Origin of the sequence: Massilia sp. 9I, from assembly GCF_902506415.1 — a bacterium.
Taxonomy (GTDB): Bacteria; Pseudomonadota; Gammaproteobacteria; order Burkholderiales; family Burkholderiaceae_D; genus Telluria.
The window spans coordinates 1,404,981-1,427,838 of sequence record NZ_LR733275.1 but is presented as its reverse complement, the minus strand read 5'-3'; the positions used below and the strand labels follow the sequence as shown (position 1 = coordinate 1,427,838).

Below are 22,858 nucleotides of genomic sequence, written 5' to 3'. Positions count from 1 at the left end.
GAACCGGCGATTATCCCTTGTTTCAGCCGCACTCGCCCACGTAATGGCACTCGTCGCAGCGGGTGCAGCCGTCGACCTTGCGCAGCGCCCGCGCGCCGCATTCCGGGCATTTGGCGCCGGTGACAGGCGGCAGGGCGCCGGAGCTGGTCGGTGGCTGCGGTTCGGCTTCGGGTGCGAAGCCGGCGCCGCGGGCGGCGAGCATGCGCGCCAGTTCCGGCACCGGCACCTGGTTGCCGAAGGCGTCGAGGAAGCCGCGCCGGATCAGCACGCGCTGCAGCATGAAGGCGATCGCCGCCACTTCCGAGTCGTGGTAGACCGGCACCTGGGTGCCGTCTTCGCGCGTGAGGTAGCCGCAGCGCACCGGGCCCTTTTCCCATACCACGTCGCGCATGTCGGCCAGCGCCCGTGCGATCGGCCCGCCGGCGCGCGCCACCATCGACAGCAGGCGCATCGAGGCAGTGATCCACTGTTGGCCGCCGGTGCGCTGGTTCGAAGGCATGAAGAACTCGAAGGGACGTTCGACCGTGACCGGGCGGCCTTCGTGGACGCCGTCGGCGCGGATGAAGCTCACCGTCAGGTAGGCGGTCTTGCGGCCTTCCTGGGTCGAGTATTCGATTTTCGAGGTCACCGATTCCAGCTCACCCAGCGGGCGGCGCTCGAAGCGCTTGCGCAGCGGATCCTCGTCCGGCCCTGCTGACTCGCGCCGCTCCGGCGATGTGGACAGCACGCTGCCCAGCACCGTGTTCGGGCGGTAGGTCGCGAGGCCTTTCAGGCCCGCATGCCAGGCCTGGCTGTACAGGTCGCGGAAATCCTCGAAGGGATAATCTTCCGGCACGTTGACCGTCTTCGAGATCGCGGTGTCGACGAAAGGCTGCACCGCCTGCACCATGCGTAGGTGGTCGAGCGCGCGCATCTCGAGTGCGGTGACGAAGGCCGGTGGCAGGTTCGCCATGTCATTGCCCATCTGGCGGTACAGGCGCCACGCGTGGTCCTCGACATCGTAGCTGCGCCAGCTACCGTCCGGCATGCGCTTCCTGCGCTGGTAGGTCCAGGAATAGGACGGTTCGATACCATTCGAAGCGTTATCGGCAAAGGCGAGCGAGATGGTGCCGGTCGGCGCGATCGACAGCAGGTGCGAGTTGCGGATGCCGTACTTGCGGATCGCGTCGCGCAGCCAGTCCGGCAGGCGTCCCACGAACTGGCCGTCCAGGTAGCGATCCGCATCGAACAGCGGGAACGGCCCCTTTTCGCGCGCCAGCTCGACCGAGGTGGCATAGGCCGCGTCGCGCAGGGTTTCGGCGATGCGCGCCGCCATGGCCCGGCCTTCATCTGAATCGTAGCGCAGCCCCAGCATCACGAGGGCGCTGCCCAGGCCCAGGAAGCCCAGGCCCACGCGGCGCTTGGCCTGCGATTCGGCGGCCTGCTGCGGCAGCGGCCATTCGGTCGCATCCAGCACCAGGTCCAGCATGCGCACGCCGACCGCCGCCACTTCGCACATGCGCTCGAAATCGAAGCTGGGGCTGGCGCCGAAGGGGTCAATCACAAAAGCGGTCAGGTTGACCGAGCCCAGGTCGCAGCAGCCATAGGCGGGCAGCGGCTGTTCGCCGCAGGGATTGGTGGCGCGCAGCTCTTCGGCGTACCAGAGGTTGTTCTCCGCATTCATGCGGTCGACGAAGAGCACGCCCGGCTCGGCGTGGTCGTAGGTCGAGGCGACGATCTTGTCCCACAGCGCGCGCGCCGCGACCTGCCGATAGACCCAGCTGCCGTCCTCGCGCAGGTAGGCGCCATCCTCTTCGCCGCCCGGCTCGGCGCGGTGCACCAGTTCGAACAGGGCGTCCGCTTCGACCGCGCGCATGAACTCGTCGGTGACGCCGACCGAGATGTTGAAGTTGGTGAGCCCGCCCGCGTCCTTGGCGGCGATGAAGCGTTCGATGTCGGGGTGGTCGATGCGCAGCACGCCCATCTGGGCGCCACGCCGCGCGCCGGCCGACTCCACTGTGCGGCAGGAGGCGTCGAACACTTCCATATAGGAGACCGGGCCGGAGGCGCGCGAGCGGGTGCCGCGGACCTTGCTGCCCATCGGGCGGATGGCGCTGAAGTCGTAGCCGACGCCGCCGCCGCGGCGCATGGTCTCGGCCGACTCAAGCAGGGCGGTGTAGATGCCCGGCAGGCCGTCTTCGCTGCCGGAGATGGAATCGCCCACGGGCTGGACGAAGCAGTTGATCAGGGTGGCCTGCAGGCCGAGGCCGGCGGCGGAGTTGATGCGCCCGGCGGGTACGAAGCCCTGTTCCTGGGCCCAGAGGAAGCGTTCCTCCAGTTCGGCGCGCCGGTCTTCGGGCTCGAGGGCGGCCAGGGCGCGCGCCACGCGCCGGCGCACGTCGAGGATGCTGCTTTCCTCGCCCTTGGCGTATTTCTCGCGCAGGACGTCGAGCGAGACTTCCTGCGGCGCCAGGGCGTCGGGCGATGTGTCGGGCGCATTCATGTGCATGAATGCCGCTGGCGGATCAGGGCTTGTCGAGGATGACGTGGGGCGCGGACGGGTCGGTGGCGCCCGGGAGCGGACCGCTGGCCGTAGCCGGGCTCGCTGTGGTCGCCGTGGCGCCGGAGCTGCCCTGGGCCGCCAGGCGTGCTTCCAGCTCCACCACGCGCAGTTCCAGCGCCTCGAGCTTGGCGCGGGTCTTGGCCAGCACCTGGGCCTGGATGTCGAACTCTTCGCGGGTGACCAGGTCGAGCTTCGAGAAACCCTGGGTCATCATCGCCTTGACGTTGCGCTCGATGTCCTTCGCCGGGGTGCTCTCCAGCGCCTGGTTGATCTTGCCCTGGATGTCATTGAAGAAGTTGTTCATGTCCATTTCCTATTCAGTCGGAGCGCTGCACCACGACGGTGCGTCGCCATCCGCTTTGGTGCGCGGCGCCGCTGCAAACGCGCGGCGCGCGGGTTTTCCTGGTTGTTCGAATCACAAATGGGGCGGATGGTTGAGAAAACAAGCACCCCGATCGCGGTTTTTCGGCTGGCACGCATCCTGCTAAAGAGTTGTCAGGCGTGTAGCAAACGAGATTGTAAACCGCAACGGCCTGCGCCACGGTTCAGCCGTTGAATATAAGGGGAATGTCATGAAGTGCAAAACAAGTGCAGCAGCAATGACCTGGGCCGTGCTGGCTTTTTCCAGCATCCCTGCCTTTGCGCAAGAAGCTGCTCCTGAGCATCAAGTCAGCTACAACGCCGCCATCACCAGCGACTACCGTTACCGCGGCCTGTCGCAAACCCGGTTTGACCCGGCGCTGCAGGGCGGCGCCGACTACGTGCATGGCCCATCCGGCCTGTACGTGGGCACCTGGCTGTCCACCATCAAATGGACCAAAGATCTCGGCGGCGACGGCAACATCGAATGGGACGTCTACGGCGGCAAGCGCGGCAACCTCGGCGAGTCGGTGACCTATGACGTCGGCGGCCTGTACTACTGGTACCCCGACAACGGCCTGAATCCGCGCGCCAACACCTTCGAGCTGTACGGACGCCTCGGCTTCGGCCCGGCCTACATCAAATACTCGCAATCGACCACCAACCTGTTCGGCACCGCCGACAGCAAGGGCAGCGGCTACCTGGACGTGGGTGCCGACGTGGACGTCGGCAGCGGCTTCATCCTGAACCTGCATGCCGGCCACCAGAAGGTCGCCCACAACAGCCAGTACTCGTATACCGACTACAAGGTCGGCGTGACCAAGGACTTCGGCGTGGCCACCCTGTCGCTGGCCTGGATCAAGGCGAATACCGAGGCCTACCTCAGCCCGCAGGGCAAGAACCTCGGCAAGTCGGGCGCCATCCTGACCCTGTCCAAAACTTTCTGACGCAAAGAGGCACCACCATGAAAATGATTACCGCCATCATCAAACCCTTCAAGCTGGACGAAGTCCGTGAAGCGCTGTCGGAGATCAACGTCCAGGGCATGACCGTCACCGAAGTGAAGGGTTTCGGCCGCCAGAAGGGCCACACCGAGCTGTATCGCGGCGCGGAATACGTGGTCGATTTCCTCCCGAAGATCAAGATCGAGGCCGCGGTCGACGACGCCGTGGTCGACCAGGTCATCGACGCCATCTCGGGCGCCGCCCGCACCGGCAAGATCGGTGACGGCAAGATTTTCGTGGCCGACCTCAACCAGGTCATCCGTATCCGTACCGGCGAGACCGGCAACGAAGCACTGTAAGGGGAACTGCATGAAGCTCACCACCAAACTCCTGGCCGGCGCACTCGCCGCCGGCCTGGCCCTGCCGGCCCTGGCCGCACCGACGATCAACAAGGGCGACACCGCCTGGATGTTCATCGCCACCATCCTGGTCATCATGATGTCGATCCCGGGCCTGGCCCTGTTCTACGGCGGCCTGGTGCGCGCCAAGAACATGCTGTCGGTGCTGATGCAGGTGTTCATGGTCTTCTCCCTGATCATCGTCCTGTGGTGCCTGTACGGCTACTCGCTGGCCTTCACCCAGGGCAATGCCTTCATCGGCAGCTTCGACCGCGTCTTCCTGAACGGCATCTACGATGCCGCGGCCGGCACCTTCAGCCAGGCCGCCACCTTCAGCAAGGAGACCATGATCCCCGAGTTCATCTTCGTCGCCTTCCAGGGCACCTTTGCCGCCATCACCTGCGGCCTGATCGTCGGCGCTTTTGCCGAGCGCGTGCGCTTCTCGGCGGTGCTGCTGTTCATGGTGCTGTGGTTCACCTTCGGCTACCTGCCGGTGGCCCACATGGTCTGGTTCTGGGCCGGCCCTGACGCGATCACCGACGCCGCCACCCTGGCCACCGTCACCTCGAACGCCGGCTTCCTGTGGCAGAAGGGCGCGCTCGACTTCGCGGGCGGCACCGTGGTGCACATCAATGCCGCCGTGGCGGGCCTGGTCGGCGCGTATGTCATCGGCAAGCGCCTCGGCCTGGGCCGTGAATCGATGGCTCCGCACTCGCTGACCATGACCATGATCGGCGCCTCGCTGCTGTGGGTGGGCTGGTTCGGCTTCAACGCCGGCTCGGCACTGGAAGCGGGCGACGTGGCCGCGCTGGCCTTCATCAACACCCTGCTGGCGACCGCTGCGGCCGCCGTGTCGTGGATGTTCGGCGAGTGGATCTTCAAGCGCAAGCCTTCGCTGCTGGGCGCGGTCTCGGGCGCGGTCTCCGGCCTGGTGGCGATCACCCCGGGTTGCGGCTTCGTCGGCCCGATGGGTGCACTGGTGATGGGCCTGCTGGCCGGCATCATCTGCCTGTGGGGCGTCACTGGCCTGAAGCGCCTGCTGGGCGCCGACGACTCGCTCGACGTGTTCGGCGTGCACGGCGTGGGGGGCATCCTGGGCGCGCTGCTGACCGGCGTGTTCGCCGCGCCGCAGCTGGGCGGGCAGGGCATCTGGGACTACATCGCCAACAAGGGCTCGCCGGACTACTCGATCGCGAACCAGGTCTGGGTGCAGGCGCAAGCCATCGGCATCACCATCGTGTGGTCGGCGGTGGTGGCCTTCGTCGCCTTCAAGCTGGTGGACGTGGTCATCGGCCTGCGCGTGCCGGCCGACCAGGAACGCGAAGGCCTGGACATCACCAGCCACGGGGAGTCGGCTTACCACGCGTAAGCGGGTGCTGTGCCAAGTCCTCCGGTGCGGGTGATAACGTAAGGGAGGCTTGATAGAACAGCGTCCAATAGCGTTAATATTGATCGTGGTCACCGCGTTTGGTGGCCACGATCTGTTGTCAGGTCCGCAAATATCGCCAGTGCTTAAATCGGCTGCTTCCCTACAAGATATCTAGTTTCAGGCCGCGAATTGCATTGATATGCCTCTCTGCTAGTTCGATCTTGATGATGTTCATTTTCGCTGAGCCTGGTGCCATGACAATCGCCCACTGGACCGATGAGGGGTAACCTCCCATGACGATGGCCGCAGCAAAAGGTGTGCCGTCCGCAACATTTTTCATGACGAACTGCTGAGAGTTACTTGGGTACTCTCGCCAAGCCATAGTCCCGGTAATTGTGATGCTTGCAATCGGACACAGGCCACCTTCAAATCTCAGGAATATTTGGTCGCGTTCGGTCTCGATTGTATGCGTCATCGGCCAGGGTGGCGTCTGCAAAAGGTCTGTGCCGTGTTTCGGCGCGCTCAGATGAGCGGAGGCAGGTGGGAGGCCAAACAATACATTTGTAGACCTCATGAAGATTGACTGCCGAAACTCTCCGAAGGTTTTGTATTTTTTGTGGAGCTTTCCTTTTGCTGTAAATAACGGCAACTCATCCGGGGTCGAGAATTTTTCTGGACCGCCTACAGCTTGGGTGTAGGTGTAGTGTGTCTCCCAGATCAAGAGGATCTGGCGCTGGATTTGAACTGCTTCGCTTGGCAAGCCCCTGAGGCTGCAGCCCTCCCCAAAAAACGTTTCGACCGGTTCTTTCCAAGGCTCGAGCGTATAAAGCTCAACACCCCGCGCAGTCGCCTTTTTACGCGCACCCTCTGTGAACCCCGATGTTGAAACGATCGCACGCGAGGTCAGCTGGGGCATATCTCCCAACTTAGCACAGAGCCCTTCAACGGTAACAACGTCGATTGGCCCCTTTTCATGCTTAACCTCGTACGCAAGGTAGCCTTCTAGCTTGCCTGGCTCGACCTCGACCGTCACGGTAACGTCGACGTCCCGCTGCTTACCCGCTGCCGTATCCATCACCATGTCGCCGACGATTACTTCCACCGCGGATGCAGACGCACGGACACAGCACAAGCCTACCAAGTGCTGGACAAACATGGGAGTTAACATAGGTAACCTTAAAATTTGGTGGTACTAAATTATAGGTTCGTCAACGTCGAGCGCCGTGGCGCTGTAGTGGCGCAACTTGAATTGTGAGAAAAATGATACCGGTAAGGCAAGCATGCAGATAATTGAATCCTTGACGCAATTTATTGTGGACCTGGAGGCCTTCGAGACCCAGCTAAAAAACAGTTCACTGACGCTTAGTGCATGCGGGAAAGTGCGTCACTCTGTACGTGGTCGAATGCACGACTGCGGGATGGATATTGCGCATTTTGGTAGCACATTTTGTGATGCTCACACTAAGGCTACTGCTTGGGCTGTCGACGACATTGAGATCTTCAACCAAACGCGCGAGAACTGGCAACTGAGGTTTGAGCTCTTGCGCAGCAAACAAGACTCGCTTGCTGCCCGCCGTGAGGAAGAGGGCCGCCGTGGTCTTACCGTAGCCTATAAAGCGATTTTGTTCTTCATTCGAGCTTTCCAAGATAGTGCCTACGCTGTATTAGTTGAGCTGACCGGTGGCAAAGCCCCTGCATACCCGAGCATGAGCAGGTGCCTCGGTAAGCAGAAAAATGGTCCGTCGTTCCAGGTCATTTCTGGAATTGAGGGATACGAGGAATGGTTTTTCCGGATGAGGGACTGGCGCAACAGAATAAAGAGCGGCGTGGGCTTCGGAATGGTAGGGCCACAGTCCAATGTCGGGGTCGCATTCGTGCATATCACCGACGAAAATTCGCTTACGTTCACCAGCGATACGATCCATATGCGGGACCTAATTGAAGGAGTTAGGTTCTCGAGTCAACTTCTCACGAGTATCGTGAACTTGGTGGCTCTCGAGACGACGGCTGCCAAAGTGTAGAGCCAGCCTGCGAAGCGTGATCGCGAAAAGAGGTAACTACTGATCAACTCATAAATATGCTCTATGTAGCCCCAGGCACGCTCAGCCTACAGTCTCCGGGAATGAATTTTGGTACCACTAAGCATGGGACAAAGAGTGTCGGCTGCCAGTCGCTCGGTTATGGCGTTCAGAAGGAAAGCGGACACAGCTCGACTGTATGAAGGTGACAACTTTTAGGTTTTCAGCAACCAAGCGGACTTTAAATAAGGATATTCGTCCCTACATGAGGCTACCGATATAATTCGAATAAGCCATTACTAGGACGTCCATACCATGGTTCCGCACCTCGCCACCGCCCTGACCGGTCCCCTCCTTGACCTGGAAAAGAAGATTCTCGAAGCCACGCCTGCCATCGAGCGCTGGTTCCGCTTGGAGTGGCAGGAGCATACGCCGCCGTTCTACTGCTCGGTCGATCTGCGCAATGCCGGCTACAAGCTGGCGCCGGTCGATACCAATCTGTTCCCGGGCGGCTTCAACAACCTGTCCACCGAGATGCTGCCGCTGGCGGTGCAGGCGGCCATGGCTGCGATCGACAAGTACTGCCCGGATGCGCGCAATCTCCTGATGATCCCGGAAGTCCACACGCGCAACCCGATGTACCTGCAGAACGTGGCGCGCCTGATGCAGATCTTCCGCCAGACCGGCCTGCACGTGCGCCTCGGCTCGCTGTCGCCGGACGTCACCCAGCCGACCCCGCTGGCCCTGCCGGACGGGAACATGCTGGTGGTGGAGCCGCTGGTGCGCTCGCCCAATGGCCGCCGCGTCGGCCTGGCCGATTTCGATCCCTGCACCATCCTCTTGAATAACGACCTGTCCGCCGGCATCCCCTCGATCCTGGAGAACATCCACGAGCAGTCGCTGCTGCCACCGCTGCACGCCGGCTGGGCGCTGCGCCGCAAGAGCAACCACTTCAAGGCCTTCGACGAAGTCGCCAAGAAGTTCGGCAAGCTGATCGAGATCGATCCCTGGCTGGTCAATCCGCTGCACAGCAAGGTCGGCGAGATCGACCTGCAGGAAGATGTCGGCACCGAGCAGCTGGCCGATGCGGTCTCGGCGCTGCTCTCGAAGATCAAGAAGAAGTACAAGGAATACGGCATGAAGGAGCAGAAGCCCTTCGTGATCGTCAAGCCGGACGCCGGCACCTACGGCATGGGCGTCATGACCGTGAAGGATGCCAGCGAGGTGAAGGACCTGAGCCGCGCCCAGCGCAACAAGATGACGGTCATCAAGGATGGCGTGGCGATCAACGACATGATCGTGCAGGAAGGCGTGCCTACTTTCGAGTCCATCAACGACGCCGTGGCCGAGCCGGTGGTGTACATGATCGACCGCTACGTGGTCGGCGGCTTCTACCGCGTGCACGCCGAGCGCGGCATCGACCAGAACCTGAACGCACCGGGCTCGCAATACGTGCCGCTGGCCTTCGCCCAGCAGCACGCCGTGCCGGACCTCAAGGCCAAGCCGGGCACGGCGGCGCCGAACCGCTTCTACGTGTACGGCGTGGTGGCGCGCCTCGGGTTGCTGGCGGCGTCGCTGGAACTGGAACGTACCGATCCGAATCCGGAAGTGTACTGATCTGAAAAGGGTGCCTAGGCACCCTTTTGCACCATGTACATGAAGTGCGAGCGCAGCGGCGGCGCCACGGCCGCCAGCAGGTCGGAGGCCATCCACGGCGCCCGCGCGAGCAGGCGGTGGATGGGCGGCGCCAGCATCAGCGTGCGGTAGCGGCTGCGTTCCCCCGGCCACCAGGCCTGCAGCTCGGCGCGCGTCACCTTGCGCACGTTGCGGTTGCGCGGGTTGTCGTAGCGGAAATCGAACACCAGCACCCAGCCGCCCGGCCGCAGCGCGCGCCACATCTGGGCCGCCAGCTCGCGCCGCAGGGCGTCGTCGAGGATCGAGGAAAACACGGTCTGCGCACTCACCAGGTCCTGGCCGCGCAGCCCCATCGCATCCAGCGTGCCGAGGCGCCAGCTGACTTCGGCGGCGGTGTAATGGCGCGCGTAGTCGAGCCTGTCTTGCTGCAGTTCGGTGCCGGTGAGGCGATCCGGATCGGCGCCCCAGTCGATCAGCTGGCGCAGGAAGCCGCCGGTGCCGCAGCCGACGTCGAGCACTTTCAGGGCGGACAGGTCGCCGCCCACGGTCTCGGAGAGGAGGGCGGCGAAGGCGCGCGAGCGCGCCGCCACCTGCTGCAGGATTTCGGGCCGGTGCCAGGCGTAGCGGTCGAGCGCCGCGCCTCCATGCCAGCGCCGGTATACCTCCTTGATGCGGTCCTGTTCCGCCTGTTTGTCAGTGTGCGCGTCCATGCTTCCATGGTCGCAGGGGCCGCCGCCGCGGAGCTTGAGGCGGCTCATAGGCTTAGGCTGCGAACGCACAACTTGCACCCCAGAATTTTTGCTCTGCACCGCCGCTGTGCATAAAGCAGGGCCCGTCCGCGAGAATTCGCGTTTCCGGCTAAAATCAGGGCATTCCCCGCAATGGATACCCCATGAAGATCGCTTTCCTCGCCGACCCGCTCTCCACGTTCAAGATTTACAAGGATTCGACCTTCGCCATGATGCGCGAAGCCGCGAAGCGCGGCCACGCCGTCTACGCCTTCGAGCAGCGCGACATGGTGCTGGAAGAGGGCGTCGTCAGCGCGGTCGTCACCCGCATCCACCTCACCGGCGAGGCCGACGGGTGGTACCGCGCCGACCGGCCCGAGAGCGTGCAGCTGTCCTTCTTCGACGCCGTCATCGAGCGCAAGGACCCGCCCTTCGACATGGAATACGTGTACGGCACCTACCTGCTGGAACTGGCCGAGCGCCAGGGTGCGCGCGTGTTCAACCGTCCGGGCGCGATTCGCGACCACAACGAGAAGCTGACCATCGGCCAATTCAGCCAGTACACCTCGCCGACCCTCGTCACCTCGGACGCGGCGCGCCTGCGCGCCTTCCACGAAAAACACGGTGACGTGATCTTCAAGCCGCTGGACGGCATGGGCGGCGCCGGCATCTTCCGCGTCAAGGACGACGGCATGAACCTGGGCTCCGTGATCGAGTCGCTGACGGCCAATGGCAAGCACACGATCATGGCCCAGAAGTACATCCCGGCGATCAAGCAGGGCGACAAGCGCGTACTGGTGATCAATGGCCAGCCGGTGCCCTTCACCCTGGCGCGCATCCCGCAGGGCAATGAAGTGCGCGGCAACCTGGCCGCCGGCGGCCTGGGCGTGGCCATGCCGATCACCGAGCGCGAACGCGCGATCGCCGAGGCCATCGGGCCGGAACTGGCGGCGCGCGGCTTATTGCTGGTAGGATTGGATGTGATCGGCGATTTCCTGACTGAAGTGAACGTCACCAGCCCGACCTGCTTCCAGGAGATCACCGACCAGACCGGATTCGACGTGGCCGCGATGTTCATCGACGCGGTCGAACTGAAAGCGAACGAGAAACACTGACATGGTAGGTATCCTGCTGATGACCCACGCACCGCTGGGCCAGGCATTCATCGCCGCGGTGGCCCACGTATTCCGTGGCCCGACCGAGCGTTTCGAGGCGATCGACGTGACCGCCGACCAGGACCTGGCGCAGGTGAACTGCCTCGCCAAGGAGGCGATCGCGCGCCTGGACGACGGCGACGGCGTGCTGGTCATCACCGACATCAAGGGCGGCACCCCGTCCAACTGCTGCAATTCGCTGGCCGACGCCGGCCACGTGGAAGTCATCGCCGGCATCAGCCTGCCGATGCTGCTGCGTGCGATCACCTACCGCCGCGACACCCTCGACGTGGTCGTGGAGATGGCCCTGGCCGGCGCGCAGAACGGCGCGGTACGGGTCGACAACCGGATCCGCGTCGGATCGAACTGAACACACCTAACGATATTCCGGCCACGGGCAAACACCAGACAATAAGCGAGAACATGATTCAACAGGAACTGGAAATCATCAACAAGCTGGGCCTGCACGCCCGCGCCTCCGCCAAGTTCACCCAGCTGGCCGCCAAGTTCAAGAGCGACGTCTGGCTCACCCGTAACGGACGCCGCATCAATGCCAAGTCGATCATGGGCGTGATGATGCTCGCCGCCGGCAAGGGCGCGAAAGTGCTGCTCGAGGCCGATGGCGAGGATGAAGAGGCCTGCATCGCCGCCCTGACGGGCCTGATCAACGACAAGTTCGGCGAAGGCGAGTAATGCCGCGCGAAGCGGCAGCTCCCCGCCATACGGGACCCTCGATGGCATCGTTCACGCTCCACGGCATTCCGGTTTCGCGCGGCATCTCGATCGGCCGCGCGCACCTGCTCACGCCCGCGGCGCTCGACGTCAAGCACTACCTGGTTCCGGAAGAGCAGGTCGAGGCCGAGGTCAAGCGCCTGCAGCACGCCATCGCCGAGGTGCACCGCGGCCTGCAGGCCCTGTGGACCGAGCTGCCCAAGGACGCCCCGACCGAGCTGGGCGCCTTCATCGACGTGCACGCGCTGATCCTGTCCGACCCGATGATCTCGGAAGCGCCGCTCGACATCATCCGCACGCGCCACTACAACGCCGAATGGGCGCTGGTGACCCAGATCGACGAGCTGTCGAGCCAGTTCGACGAGATCGAGGACGAGTACCTGCGCGAGCGCAAGCACGACATCCAGCAGGTGGCCGAGCGCGTGCTCAAGGTCCTGATGGGCACCGCGCTCGAAATCCCGCCGCCGCTGGCAGGCGAAGACAATGCAGTGCCGCAGATGGTCGTGGTGGCCCACGACATCTCGCCGGCCGACATGCTGGCTTTCCGCGACCGCGACGGCGCCACCCGTTCCTTCATCGGCTTCGTCACCGACGTCGGCGGCCAGAACTCGCACACCGCGATCGTCGCGCGTTCGCTCGACATTCCGGCGGTGGTCGGCATGAGCCAGGCCTCGCGCCTGATCGAGCAGGACGACTGGGTGATCATCGACGGCGACGCCGGCGTGGTGATCTGCAACCCGAGCCAGCTGGTGCTGGAGCAGTACCGCGCGCGCCAGGCCTCGCTCTCCAAGGCGCGCAAGCGCCTGCTGAAACTCAAGAAAACCCCGGCGGTCACCCGGGACGGCACCCCGGTCACGCTGCTGGCCAACATCGAGCTGCCGGACGACTGCCCGGCCGCGCTGGAATCCGGCGCCATGGGCGTCGGCCTGTTCCGCTCGGAGTTCCTGTTCATGGGCCGCGGCGCCCATGCGCTGCGCATTCCGGGCGAGGACGAGCAGTTCGAGCAGTACCGCAAGGCGGTGGTGGCGATGAAGGGCCGCCCGGTGACCATCCGCACCCTGGACGTCGGCGCCGACAAGCCGCTCGACCCGACCGAGCACACCGCGCTGAACCCGGCGCTGGGCCTGCGCGCGATCCGCTACTGCCTGGCCGAACCGCAGCTGTTCCTGACCCAGCTGCGCGCGATCCTGCGCGCTTCCGCCTTCGGCAAGGTGCGCATCTTGATTCCGATGCTGGCGCACGCCTTCGAGATCGACCAGACGCTCGGCATGATCGAGCAGGCCAAGGCGCAGCTGCGCGACGAGGGCATCAAGTACGATCCTAGCGTGCAAGTCGGCGCCATGATCGAGATCCCCGCGGCCGCGCTGGCGCTGCCGATGTTCGTCAAGCGCATGAATTTCCTCTCGATCGGGACCAATGACCTGATCCAGTACACGCTGGCGATCGACCGCGTCGATTACGAAGTCGCGCACCTGTACAATCCGCTGCACCCGGCGGTACTGATGCTGATCGCCCAGACCATCGCCACCGGCCAGAAGGCCGGGCTGGACGTCGCCGTGTGCGGCGAGATGGCCGGTGACATCAAACTCACCCGCCTGCTGCTCGGCATGGGCCTGCGCGAGTTCTCGATGCACCCGGCCCAGCTGCTGTCGGTGAAACAGGAAATCCTGAACAGCGACCTGTCCGCGATTACCACGCGCACGCGCCGCATCCTGCGCTCGATCGAGCCGGACGAGATCGCGAGCGCGGTCGAGCAGCTGCAAACCCTCTGAAGCATCACCGGCGCGGCTTCCCGCGCCACTAGAAGAAATACACGAACACCATCCATGGGATCGATCGGAACAGTCACACCACAGGCGATGCACTTCGCCGAGCCGCTGCGCCTGCAAAGCGGCGCCAGCATCGGCGACTACACGCTGATGTATGAAACCTATGGCACCCTCAACGCCGACAAGTCGAACGCGGTGCTGATCTGCCACGCCCTGAACGCCTCGCACCACGTGGCCGGCGTCTATGCCGACCAGCCCAAGAGCCAGGGCTGGTGGGACAACATGGTCGGTCCCGGCAAGCCGGTCGACACCGACCGCTTCTTCGTCATCGGCGTGAACAACCTCGGTTCCTGCTTCGGCTCGACGGGGCCGATGCACCTGAACCCGGCCACCGGCAAGCCCTACGGCGCCGCCTTCCCGCTGCTGACGGTGGAAGACTGGGTCGCGGCCCAGGCGCGCCTCGCCGACCGCCTCGGCATCGAGCAGTTTGCCGCCGTGATGGGCGGCTCGCTGGGCGGCATGCAGGCCCTCTCATGGAGCATCATGTTCCCCGAGCGCCTGCGCCACTGCATCGTGATCGCCTCCACGCCCAAGCTGTCGGCCCAGAACATCGCCTTCAACGACGTCGCGCGCCAGGCCATCCTGACCGACCCCGACTACCACGGCGGCGACTTCTACGAACACGGCGTGGTGCCGAAGAACGGCCTGAAGGTGGCGCGCATGGTCGGCCACATCACCTACCTGTCGAACGACGACATGGCGGAAAAATTCGGCCGCCGCCTGCGCAACGCGGCCGAGACCAACGACTACGCCTTCGACTTCGGCGTCGACTTCGAGATCGAGTCCTACCTGCGCTACCAGGGCGACAAGTTCTCGGAATACTTCGACGCCAACACCTACCTCCTGATCACCAAGGCGCTCGACTACTTCGACCCGGCCGGCCTGCATGGCGGCGACCTGGCCAAAGCGCTAGCGGGAAGCAAAGCGCAGTTCCTGATCGCCTCCTTCAGCACCGACTGGCGCTTCTCGCCCGAGCGCAGCCGCGAGATCGTCGAAGCGCTGCTGTCGAACCGGCGCAAGGTCACCTACGCCGAGATCGACGCGCCGCACGGCCACGACGCCTTCCTGCTGGAAGACCCGCGCTATCTCGGGGTGGTGCGCGCCTACTACGACCGCATTGCGCTGGAATTCGCAGGGGAGGCCGCATGAACATGAATGAACTCAACGCACTGCGCCCCGACCTGGCCTTCATCGCCGACTGGGTGCGCGAGCGCGCCCACGTGCTGGACGTCGGCTGCGGCGATGGCGCCATGCTGCGCTACCTGGAGCTGAGCAAGAGCTGCACCGGTTACGGCGTCGAGATCGCCGACGACAAGGTGCTGGAGAGCACCCAGCGCGGCATCAGCGTGATCCAGCACGACATGGAGCAGGGCCTGGACCTGTTCCGCGACAACGCCTTCGACATGGTGTTGTGCCTGTCCTCGCTGCAGATGATGCAGCACGTCGAGGCGCGCCTGCGCGACATCGTGCGCGTCGGCCAGGAAGCCATCGTCTCCTTCCCCAACTTCGCCTACTGGCCGCACCGGGTGGCGCTGATTCGCGGCCGGATGCCGGTTTCGCGCTCGCTGCCTTACCAGTGGTTCGACACGCCCAACGTGCGCTATGCAACCATCCACGACTTCAAGGACCTGGCCGAGAAATGCGGCCTGGAAGTGCTGGAATTCGTCGCCCTGGCCGAAGGCAAGCCGGTGCGCTTCCTGCCCAACCTGCGTGGCAGCCTGGCGGTGTTTCGTTTGCGCAAGAAAGCCGGCGTCGTGACCTGAGCGCTTATGTGCGGTGGCGGCTTGTCTAGCGGGCAGCCATCCGCGATGATCGCGCTATTGTGTCCTCCTCCAGCTACCTATCGTGGGTGATGAAAATGACAAAACTTAAGCATTTGGCGGCCTCCCTGTCCCTGTTCGCCGTCGTCGGCACGGTGGGCGTGGGCGACGCCTTCGCGCGCGACGACCGCAACACGACAGTCCAGGACGGCATTGCAGTCAGGCCGCTGTCGCGCCTGAGCAAGCTTGTGCCGGCGGAACAGCTCAACCAGGCGGCGGCGCAGCAATACACGCAGATGATGAGCCAGGCGCAACAGAAGGGCGTGCTGCTGCCGCCTTCGCATCCGGAAGTCCAGCGCCTGCGCGCCATCGCCAAACGCATCATCCCGCATACGGTGCGCTGGAACCAGGATGCCAGCCAGTGGCAGTGGCAGGTCAATGTGATCGATTCGAAGGACGTGAACGCTTTCTGCATGCCGGGCGGGCGCATCGGTTTCTTTACCGGCATCCTGACCTCGCTCAAGCTGACCGACGACGAGGCGGCGGCCGTGATGGGGCACGAAATCGCCCACGCGCTGCGCGAGCACAGCCGGGAGAAGATGGCCAAGCAGGGCCTGACCAATGCGGGTGCGCGTATCGGCGGCGCCCTGATCTCGGGCATCTTCGGCATCGATCCCGGCATCACCGGCACCATTGCCAGCTACGGCGCCCAGTTCGCGGGCCTGAAATTCTCGCGCGACGACGAACGCGAGGCCGACTTGGTCGGACTGGACATCGCCGCACGCGCCGGCTACGACCCGCGCGCCGGCATCGCCTTGTGGCGCAAGATGGCGGCCCTGGATAAGCGCGCGCCGATCGAGCTGCTCTCGACCCACCCGGGCGGCGAGAACCGCATCGCCATCATGGAAGAGCACATGAACGTGCTGCTGCCGGTCTACGCGCGTACCAAGGGCACCACCGCGGCCCAGCTTCCGCCTTACCGGACCAATGTCGCCTTGCGTTGATGGGTAGTCAGAGGAAGGGCCGCCAGGCTGAAGCCAACGCCTACGTGCCCTTGCCGGTCCGCGACGGCGTCGCGCCCAGCTACCTGTGGCTGACCGAAACCCGGGCCGGCGGCATGCTGCGCTTCCTGGCCGAGCGCTTCCCGGACGTGTCGGAAGCGGCATGGGCCTCGCGCCTGGCGCGTGGCGAGATCGTCGACGCCAAAGGCCTGCCATTGAACGCCGACAGCCACGTGCGCCAGGGCATGCGCATCTGGTACTACCGTGAGCTGGAGCAGCCCGAGACGCCGATTCCCTTCCAGGAGGAAGTGCTGTACCAGGACGAGCACCTGCTGGTGGCCGACAAGCCGCACTTCCTGCCGACCATCCCGACCGGCCGCTTCCTGCACGAGACCCTCCTGGTGCGCCTGAAGAAGCGCTTCGATTTGCTGCACCTGACCCCGATCCACCGGCTCGACCGCGAGACCGCGGGCGTGATGATCTTCTCGCACAATCCCGACTCGCGCGGCGCCTACCAGTCGATGTTCCAGAAGCGGGTGGTGAAAAAGGTGTACGAGGCGCTGGCGCGCCCGATCGAGGGCAGGGAATTCCCCTTCACCTACAGGAGCCGCATGCAGGATGCGGAGCAGTTCTTCGTGAGTACCGAGGTGCCGGGCGAGCCGAACTCAGAGACGCTGATCGAGCTGATCGAGCGGCGCGGCGAGGTCGCGCACTACCGCCTGCATCCGCACACCGGCCGCAAGCACCAGCTGCGCCTGCACCTGTCCTCGCTCGGCGCGCCGATCCTGAACGATGCCTTCTATCCGGTGGCGCTACCGTGCAAGGGCGACGACTTCAGTGCGCCGCTGCAGCTGCTGGCGCGCGCCATCAGTTTCGAGGACCCGCTTAGCGGCCTGCCGCGCCGCTTCGAGAGCGGCTTCCGGCTGGCCTGGCCGTAAATATCAGGCCGGTGGCGCCGGCAGGTCGACCACCCATTGCGGCGAACCGATGATGGCCACGTTGCCGGCCAGGTCCAGCACCGACTCGTTGTTCATTTGCAGGTTGTAGAGGCCGCTCATCGAGATCTTGAAGTTCAGGACCGAGTCGTGGCCACCGGCGCCGTCGGTGACGTACCAGTTGCTGGCGCTGCTGCCGCTGAAGCTCAGTATGTCAGTGGCGGCCTGGATCAGCTTGAACATGCCGGTCGGCTTGAACACGATCTGTTCGCTGAAGCCGAGCTGCGCTTCGCGTGCCGAGGTCTTGTTCAGGAACGAGGACACCGTCGGGCCGCTCGTGTCGATCACCAGGGTGAACGGGTTCGAGGCGTCGCTGGTATTGCCGGCCTTGTCGGTCTGCTTGGCCGTGATCGCATAGCTGCCGTCCGCGGTGAACTTGTCGGCGTCGAGCACCGTGAGTTCCCAGTGCCCGGCACTGTCGGCCGTGGTGCTGCCGATCACGCGGGTGCCAGCGTACAGCACGATGCCGGCGCCATTCTCCGCGCCGTTGCCGCTGAAGGTGGGCGTGGTGTCATTGGTGATGCCGTCGCTGGACGAAGCGCCGCTGTCGCTGGATGCGGCGAGCACGGGGCGCTCCGGCTTGTCGGCGTGGGTGTCGATGCGCAGGTTGAAGGACTCCGAGTACGGGCTCTTGTTGCCGGCGACGTCGAACTGCTTCAGGCCGATGCTGTAAAAGCCGTCGTCCAGCTCCTCGTCAGGGTGGATCGTCATGGTCCAGTTGCCCGAGGCATCGGTGATCGCACTGGCAACTTGGCGCTCGTTGGCGAACAGCGCGACCATGCTGTTGGCCATCGCGCCGCTGCCGGTGAAGGTCGGCGTGCTGTCATTGGTGATGCCGTCGCTGGACGAGATCCCGGTGTCGCTCGAGGAGTCCAGTTGCGGCTTCGGCGGCGCGCTCTCCGGGCCGGTGCGGTCGAGCGTGAAGGTGATGGACGGCGAATCCGCGCTGGCATGGCCGGCGGCGTCGATCTGGCGCACCTTGTAGGTGTGTTCGCCTTCGTTCAGCGGCGAACCGAAATACGCGTTCCAGTTGCCTTCTCCGTCACTCGTACCGACACCGACCACGACCTCGCCCTGCATGATCTTGATGCTGGCGCCCGCTTCAGCACCGGTGCCCGACAGCACTGCGTAGCGCTCGTTGGTGATGCGGTCGCTGGACGAGATGCCGGTGTCGGTGGCCAGCTTGACGTTCGTCAGCGCGCTCGGCACGGTCTTGTCGATGGTCAGCGCGATCGCGCCGCCCACCACGCTGCGGTTGCCGGCCAGGTCGACCTGCTTGACGGTGAGGTTGTGTACGCCTTCGCTCAAGGCATGGGCTGCGTCCACGGTGGCGTACCAAGCGCCGCTTTCGTTCGCGGTGCCGGTGCCGAGCAGGGTATCGCCTTCGTAGATCTCGACGGTCGCATTCGCTTCGGCGGTGCCGGTCAGGGTCGGCGTGTCGTCGCTGGTGATGCGGTCGCCCGGCGTGCCGGAATCGCTTTCGAGCGCGAGCGCCGGCGCAGCCGGCGCGGCCGGCTTGACGGTGTCGATGACCAGCGTGAACGGCGCCGAGGCGGGGCTGACGTTGCCGGCGCGGTCGGTCTGCTTCACCGTGATGGTGTAGGTGCCGTCGGTCAGCGCGGTGGGGTAGCCGATGGTCGTGCTCCAGACGCCGTCGGAATTGGCGGTGGTGGTGCCGATCAGCGTGGCGCCGTCGTAGATGGCGATGCGCGCATTGTTTTCGGCGGTGCCGGTCAGGGTCGGCGAATTGTCGCTGGTGATGCCGTCGCCCTTCGTACCGGAATCGCTGTCGGTATCCAGGGTGGCCGCCGCCGGCGCGGTCGGGGCGATGGTGTCGACCTTCACGTCGAACATGGTGCCGTAACCGCTGTTGTCGTAGATGCCGCCGTGGACGATGTGGGCGCTGGCCAGCAGGTCGAGCATGTTGTTGGACAGGTCCTGCACTGTGCCGCCCAGTTCCGCGATATCGTCAATCTCGAGATCGGCCGTGTCGTCGCCCGCGCCCACGGTGTACTTGAACAGCAGGTCGTTGCCGAACGCGCCATAGAAGCTGGCCTTCTTGCCGTTGCTCAGGCCAATCGCCGGAATGGCCTCGGTGATGACCTTCACGCTTTCGTCGAAGCGGACGCGGAAGGTGATGGTTTCGCCGGCCTTGTACGTCCCGTCGCCTTCCACGATGACCCGTGTCGCGTGTGGGCTCGTGGTGTCTGGCACGCTGGTGCCGCCGGCGGTGGTGAACTGGATCTCGTAGCCGAACACCGGATTGCCGGCCAGGTCCATCAGGTTCTCGGGCAGCACCAGCGTGTATTTGACGCCGGCCAGCATGTGGTGCTCGGCGGCGCTGATCGTCAGTTTCTTGCCGCCCTCGGAGAAGTTGGTCTCGTCGAGGTAGATCTCGATGTCCGGGGCGCTGCCTTCGCCACGCAGGTAAAGGATGTCGGCGTTACTCTCTTCGTAATGCCAGTACACCGCCTGGTCGAAGGTGACCACGATGTCGGCGTCGAGGGCGAAGGCGGTGGCGCCGTCGGGCGAGGACTCGACCACCGGCGGATCGGTATCGAGGATGACGGTCTTGGTCACGGTAGCGCTGGTGTGGCCGTCGGCCTTGACGACGCGCGCGGTGATCGTGTTCGTGCCTTCGTTGAAGACGAGGGAAGGGTCGCCTTCGCCAACGATGTTGTAAGACCAGGACCAGCCGTCGCCTTCGCCGACCACAAGGATCTTGGATTTGTCGACGGCCGTGCCGTTGATGATTAGTTCGATGTGCTCGTCCGCCGCGAGCTCGCCCAGCAGCACGCCCGCGACGAATTGGCGGTCGCTGCTATGGGCCCCGCTGACGTAGGTGATGCCGTCGGTACTCGACACGCCTTCGTCGTTCACCTGGACGATGTCGAACAGGTAGGCGTCGACGACGGTGTCGACCTTGTAGTTGCCGGATGCGAGAACGCCGCTGCCGCGGCTGCCGTCGGAGCTGCTTACCTTGCTCATGTCCAGGCGCAGCGCATTGCTCACGGATTCAATGCTGTCGGCAGCGCCCAGGGTGATGGTCCAGGTGCGGCCGTCGGTGCTGTGGGTGACGCCCTTGATGCTGGCATGGTCGGCGCTGATCGCATCGAACGGCAGCGTGGCCAGGGCTTTCGAGAAGGTGACCGTGACCTTGATGTCGGCGCCGGCCTTGAGCGTACGGTCTTCGACGACGATGGTGGCGCTCAGGCTGGGCGGTGGCGGCTCGGTTACGGCCGGCACCGTGAAACTGGCCTTGTCCGGCACGGTGATCGCAGGAGCTGCCTTGCCGCCGCTCGTAAGGGTGCCCGCGCCCATGTACACGTTCAGTTTGGCGCCCGCCGGCAGGCCGGTGGCGTCGAACATGACGTGGGTGCCGCTGATGCTGACCTGGTCGAGCGTGATCTCCTTGCTATAGGAGCCGCCCACCACGCGCAGCTTGGGCTGGCCGGTGACGCGGTCGATCACGGTTTGCACCGCGCAGTCGGTGATGAAGATCGAGCCGCTGCCCTTGGCCATCGCCGTTGCGTAGTTCAGGTCGATACGGGTGGCTCCGGCGACGCTCGAGGCGGACGTGGTCGGGAGGGCGGACGAGGAAAGGGAGGTCGAAGACATGGCGGCGCTTTTTATTGATATTCCGTCAACGGAACATTCTATTCAGAAAGTTACCAGACGGATAGTATCAACAAACGGCCATGCCATTTCGCCAAACCGGCGAAATGGTGCATTTTCGCATCAAGTTGGCGCCGAATCCCCCCGGGAGGGGGGAAAGGATTCAGAAGTAAACCTTATAAATACCAGGTCAACTATTAGAGATCGTAATCAATGATGAGGGGAGCATGGTCGCTGAAGCGCTCGTCCTTGTAGATCGACACCGACTTGGCGCGCGCTGCGAGGCCCGGGGTGGCGACGTGGTAGTCGATGCGCCAGCCCACGTTCTTGGCATAGGCCTGGCCGCGGTTGCTCCACCAGGTGTAGTCGGCGGCGTCCGGCGCCACCACGCGATGCACGTCCACCAGGCCGACCTCGTCGAAGATGCGGGTCATCCAGGCGCGTTCTTCCGGCAGGAAGCCCGAGTTCTTCTGGTTGCTCTTCCAGTTCTTGAGGTCGAGCTCCTTGTGCGCGATGTTCCAGTCGCCGCAGATCACGACTTCGCGGCCTTCGGCCTTCAGTTCCTGCAGGTGCGGCAGGAACACCTCCATGAAGCGGAACTTGGCCAGCTGGCGCTCGGGCGACGAGGAGCCGGACGGGCAGTAAACCGAGATCACAGTCAGGTTGCCGAAGTCGCAGCGCGTGTAGCGCCCTTCCGCGTCGAATTCCATGCAGCCGAAGCCGATGCGCTTGTTGTCGGGCGCCGTGCGGCTGTAGACGCCGGTGCCCGAGTAGCCCTTTTTCTCCGCGTAGTGGAAGTGGCCGTGGTAGCCGTGCGGGGACAGGAATTCCTCGGTCATGTCGGCTTGCTGGGCCTTCAGTTCCTGCACGCAGATGTAGTCGGCGGACTGGGTGGCGAGCCAGTTGAAGAAGCCTTTTTTGTGGGCGGAGCGGATGCCGTTCAGGTTGGCGGAGATAATGCGTGGCATGGTCGTGGTCTGGGATGGCGGGTGGAGCAGAGAGCGACAGTTTAGCGTGTTTTGCTGCCGCCAGGAACCAACAGTGGTCGGCGGAAGGGCTCGCCGCCCAAAACGGCGGCGGTTACAATACGCGTTTTTCGGACATTCAGGAGAAGCCTGTGAGCGATCTGCGCCAGGACTTTATTGCATTTTCGGTCAAGGCCGAGGTACTCAGGTTTGGTCAGTTCACGACCAAGGCAGGGCGCCAGTCGCCGTATTTCTTCAACGCCGGCCTGTTCCACGACGGCGCCACGCTGGGCCAGCTGGCGCAGTTCTACGCGCAGACCCTGCTCGATTCGGGCGTCGCATTCGACATGCTGTTCGGCCCGGCCTATAAAGGCATCACGCTCGCATCCGCCACTGCGGTGGCGCTGGCCGCCAAGGGCCGCAACACCTCGTTTGCCTACAACCGCAAGGAAGCCAAGGACCACGGCGAAGGCGGCACCATCGTCGGCGCCAAGCTGGCGGGCAAGGTCGTGATCATCGACGACGTGATCTCGGCCGGCACCTCGGTGCGCGAATCGGTGGACATGATCCGCGCCGCGGGCGCGGAACCGGCAGCGGTACTCATCGCGCTCGACCGCATGGAGCGTTCGGGCAAGGATGGCGCGCTGTCCGAGCATTCGGCGGTGCAGCAGGTGTCGCAGGAATTCGGCATCCCGGTGATCTCGATCGCCAACCTGGACGACCTGTTCACCTACCTGTCGAACGAAGCCGGCGCCGACCTGGGCGCCCACAAGGACGCCGTCGCGGCTTACCGCGCGCGTTACGGAGTATGAG

General features: G+C 64.3%; 19 protein-coding genes and 1 pseudogene. 14 read left to right on the top strand and 6 right to left on the bottom strand.

All coding sequences use genetic code 11. The annotated features are described in order from the left end of the window. Positions 1–22: 22 nt before the first annotated feature. Positions 23–2,482, bottom strand: coding sequence for an adenosylcobalamin-dependent ribonucleoside-diphosphate reductase (locus tag GV068_RS06515; protein ID WP_159696562.1), 2,460 nt, complete (start codon positions 2,480–2,482; stop codon positions 23–25). A gap of 139 nt (positions 2,483–2,621) precedes the next feature. Then, positions 2,622–2,852, bottom strand: a pseudogene (locus GV068_RS06510) (accessory factor UbiK family protein); the annotation flags it as partial. Positions 2,853–3,114: 262 nt separating this feature from the next. Between GV068_RS06510 and GV068_RS06505 the strand changes: the two are divergent. The 3 genes from GV068_RS06505 to amt are packed head-to-tail and all read left to right on the top strand — an operon-like array spanning position 3,115 to position 5,613. Beyond that, the gene (locus GV068_RS06505; RefSeq protein ID WP_159696561.1) at positions 3,115–3,849 is read left to right on the top strand and encodes a TorF family putative porin; all 735 of its coding nucleotides are present in this window, start codon (positions 3,115–3,117) and stop codon (positions 3,847–3,849) included. A gap of 17 nt (positions 3,850–3,866) precedes the next feature. After that, the gene (glnK, locus tag GV068_RS06500; protein ID WP_036247637.1) at positions 3,867–4,205 is read left to right on the top strand and encodes a P-II family nitrogen regulator; all 339 of its coding nucleotides are present in this window, start codon (positions 3,867–3,869) and stop codon (positions 4,203–4,205) included. Positions 4,206–4,215: 10 nt separating this feature from the next. Then, a complete protein-coding gene (gene amt / locus GV068_RS06495) occupies positions 4,216–5,613 on the top strand; it encodes an ammonium transporter (RefSeq protein ID WP_159696560.1) in 1,398 nt (465 codons plus the stop codon). Positions 5,614–5,773: 160 nt separating this feature from the next. On the opposite strand, the gene GV068_RS06490 is transcribed toward amt, so the two are convergent. Beyond that, positions 5,774–6,715, bottom strand: a complete 942-nt coding sequence (locus GV068_RS06490) for a restriction endonuclease (RefSeq protein WP_159696559.1) — start codon at positions 6,713–6,715, stop codon at positions 5,774–5,776. A 178-nt stretch (positions 6,716–6,893) separates the two neighbouring features. Here GV068_RS06490 and GV068_RS06485 point away from each other — a divergent pair, with 178 nt between their 5' ends. Continuing rightward, on the top strand, positions 6,894–7,634 hold the full coding sequence (locus GV068_RS06485; protein ID WP_159696558.1) for a hypothetical protein: 741 nt from the start codon (positions 6,894–6,896) through the stop codon (positions 7,632–7,634). 312 nt (positions 7,635–7,946) lie between these two features. Beyond that, positions 7,947–9,248, top strand: a complete 1,302-nt coding sequence (gene gshA, locus GV068_RS06480) for a glutamate--cysteine ligase (protein WP_159696557.1) — start codon at positions 7,947–7,949, stop codon at positions 9,246–9,248. Between the two features lie 14 nt (positions 9,249–9,262). On the opposite strand, the gene GV068_RS06475 is transcribed toward gshA, so the two are convergent. Further along, entirely contained in the window at positions 9,263–9,976 is a 714-nt protein-coding gene (locus GV068_RS06475) for a class I SAM-dependent methyltransferase (RefSeq protein ID WP_229463806.1), read from the bottom strand. A 182-nt stretch (positions 9,977–10,158) separates the two neighbouring features. Here GV068_RS06475 and gshB point away from each other — a divergent pair, with 182 nt between their 5' ends. The 8 genes from gshB (at position 10,159) to GV068_RS06435 (ending at position 17,408) form a co-directional block, all read left to right on the top strand. Beyond that, positions 10,159–11,109 carry a glutathione synthase gene (gshB, locus tag GV068_RS06470; protein ID WP_159696555.1) on the top strand — a complete coding sequence of 317 codons (951 nt, stop codon included), beginning with the start codon at positions 10,159–10,161 and terminating at the stop codon, positions 11,107–11,109. 1 nt (position 11,110) lies between these two features. After that, positions 11,111–11,518: a PTS sugar transporter subunit IIA gene (locus GV068_RS06465; RefSeq protein ID WP_159696554.1), complete on the top strand. Its 408-nt coding sequence runs from the start codon at positions 11,111–11,113 to the stop codon at positions 11,516–11,518. Positions 11,519–11,571: 53 nt separating this feature from the next. Next, on the top strand, positions 11,572–11,841 hold the full coding sequence (locus tag GV068_RS06460) for an HPr family phosphocarrier protein (protein ID WP_159696553.1): 270 nt from the start codon (positions 11,572–11,574) through the stop codon (positions 11,839–11,841). A 41-nt stretch (positions 11,842–11,882) separates the two neighbouring features. Next, positions 11,883–13,652, top strand: a complete 1,770-nt coding sequence (ptsP, locus tag GV068_RS06455; protein ID WP_159696552.1) for a phosphoenolpyruvate--protein phosphotransferase — start codon at positions 11,883–11,885, stop codon at positions 13,650–13,652. Positions 13,653–13,706: 54 nt separating this feature from the next. Then, entirely contained in the window at positions 13,707–14,858 is a 1,152-nt protein-coding gene (locus GV068_RS06450) for a homoserine O-acetyltransferase (RefSeq protein WP_159696551.1), read from the top strand. Beyond that, positions 14,855–15,472, top strand: a complete 618-nt coding sequence (gene metW, locus GV068_RS06445; protein WP_159696550.1) for a methionine biosynthesis protein MetW — start codon at positions 14,855–14,857, stop codon at positions 15,470–15,472. The genes GV068_RS06450 and metW overlap by 4 nt, the downstream gene beginning before the upstream one ends. A gap of 95 nt (positions 15,473–15,567) precedes the next feature. Next, positions 15,568–16,473, top strand: a complete 906-nt coding sequence (locus GV068_RS06440; protein ID WP_159696549.1) for a M48 family metallopeptidase — start codon at positions 15,568–15,570, stop codon at positions 16,471–16,473. Next, entirely contained in the window at positions 16,473–17,408 is a 936-nt protein-coding gene (locus GV068_RS06435) for a pseudouridine synthase (protein ID WP_159696548.1), read from the top strand. The genes GV068_RS06440 and GV068_RS06435 overlap by 1 nt, the downstream gene beginning before the upstream one ends. 3 nt (positions 17,409–17,411) lie before the next feature. On the opposite strand, the gene GV068_RS06430 is transcribed toward GV068_RS06435, so the two are convergent. Together GV068_RS06430 and GV068_RS06425 are read right to left on the bottom strand one after the other, a co-directional pair. Beyond that, complete coding sequence (locus tag GV068_RS06430; protein WP_159696547.1) at positions 17,412–21,083, bottom strand: Ig-like domain-containing protein; 3,672 nt, start codon at positions 21,081–21,083, stop codon at positions 17,412–17,414. 194 nt (positions 21,084–21,277) lie between these two features. Further along, positions 21,278–22,048 carry an exodeoxyribonuclease III gene (locus tag GV068_RS06425; protein WP_159696546.1) on the bottom strand — a complete coding sequence of 257 codons (771 nt, stop codon included), beginning with the start codon at positions 22,046–22,048 and terminating at the stop codon, positions 21,278–21,280. Positions 22,049–22,197: 149 nt separating this feature from the next. On the opposite strand from GV068_RS06425, the gene pyrE reads away from it, so the two are divergent. Further along, entirely contained in the window at positions 22,198–22,857 is a 660-nt protein-coding gene (gene pyrE / locus GV068_RS06420) for an orotate phosphoribosyltransferase (protein ID WP_159696545.1), read from the top strand. The last annotated feature ends 1 nt before the right edge of the window (position 22,858 follow it).

What these genes read in the sequence shown, in the direction of transcription:
- amt (WP_159696560.1), top strand. Translation starts at nt 4,216, where the DNA reads ATGAAGCTCACCACCAAACTCCTGGCCGGCGCACTCGCCGCCGGCCTG.
- ptsP (WP_159696552.1), top strand. Translation starts at nt 11,883, where the DNA reads ATGGCATCGTTCACGCTCCACGGCATTCCGGTTTCGCGCGGCATCTCG.
- GV068_RS06515 (WP_159696562.1), bottom strand. Translation starts at nt 2,482, where the DNA reads ATGAATGCGCCCGACACATCGCCCGACGCCCTGGCGCCGCAGGAAGTC.
- gshA (WP_159696557.1), top strand. Translation starts at nt 7,947, where the DNA reads ATGGTTCCGCACCTCGCCACCGCCCTGACCGGTCCCCTCCTTGACCTG.
- GV068_RS06475 (WP_229463806.1), bottom strand. Translation starts at nt 9,976, where the DNA reads ATGGACGCGCACACTGACAAACAGGCGGAACAGGACCGCATCAAGGAG.
- glnK (WP_036247637.1), top strand. Translation starts at nt 3,867, where the DNA reads ATGAAAATGATTACCGCCATCATCAAACCCTTCAAGCTGGACGAAGTC.
- GV068_RS06460 (WP_159696553.1), top strand. Translation starts at nt 11,572, where the DNA reads ATGATTCAACAGGAACTGGAAATCATCAACAAGCTGGGCCTGCACGCC.
- GV068_RS06450 (WP_159696551.1), top strand. Translation starts at nt 13,707, where the DNA reads ATGGGATCGATCGGAACAGTCACACCACAGGCGATGCACTTCGCCGAG.
- GV068_RS06465 (WP_159696554.1), top strand. Translation starts at nt 11,111, where the DNA reads ATGGTAGGTATCCTGCTGATGACCCACGCACCGCTGGGCCAGGCATTC.
- GV068_RS06485 (WP_159696558.1), top strand. Translation starts at nt 6,894, where the DNA reads ATGCAGATAATTGAATCCTTGACGCAATTTATTGTGGACCTGGAGGCC.
- GV068_RS06440 (WP_159696549.1), top strand. Translation starts at nt 15,568, where the DNA reads ATGACAAAACTTAAGCATTTGGCGGCCTCCCTGTCCCTGTTCGCCGTC.
- GV068_RS06505 (WP_159696561.1), top strand. Translation starts at nt 3,115, where the DNA reads ATGAAGTGCAAAACAAGTGCAGCAGCAATGACCTGGGCCGTGCTGGCT.
- metW (WP_159696550.1), top strand. Translation starts at nt 14,855, where the DNA reads ATGAACATGAATGAACTCAACGCACTGCGCCCCGACCTGGCCTTCATC.
- GV068_RS06435 (WP_159696548.1), top strand. Translation starts at nt 16,473, where the DNA reads ATGGGTAGTCAGAGGAAGGGCCGCCAGGCTGAAGCCAACGCCTACGTG.
- GV068_RS06430 (WP_159696547.1), bottom strand. Translation starts at nt 21,083, where the DNA reads ATGTCTTCGACCTCCCTTTCCTCGTCCGCCCTCCCGACCACGTCCGCC.
- GV068_RS06425 (WP_159696546.1), bottom strand. Translation starts at nt 22,048, where the DNA reads ATGCCACGCATTATCTCCGCCAACCTGAACGGCATCCGCTCCGCCCAC.
- gshB (WP_159696555.1), top strand. Translation starts at nt 10,159, where the DNA reads ATGAAGATCGCTTTCCTCGCCGACCCGCTCTCCACGTTCAAGATTTAC.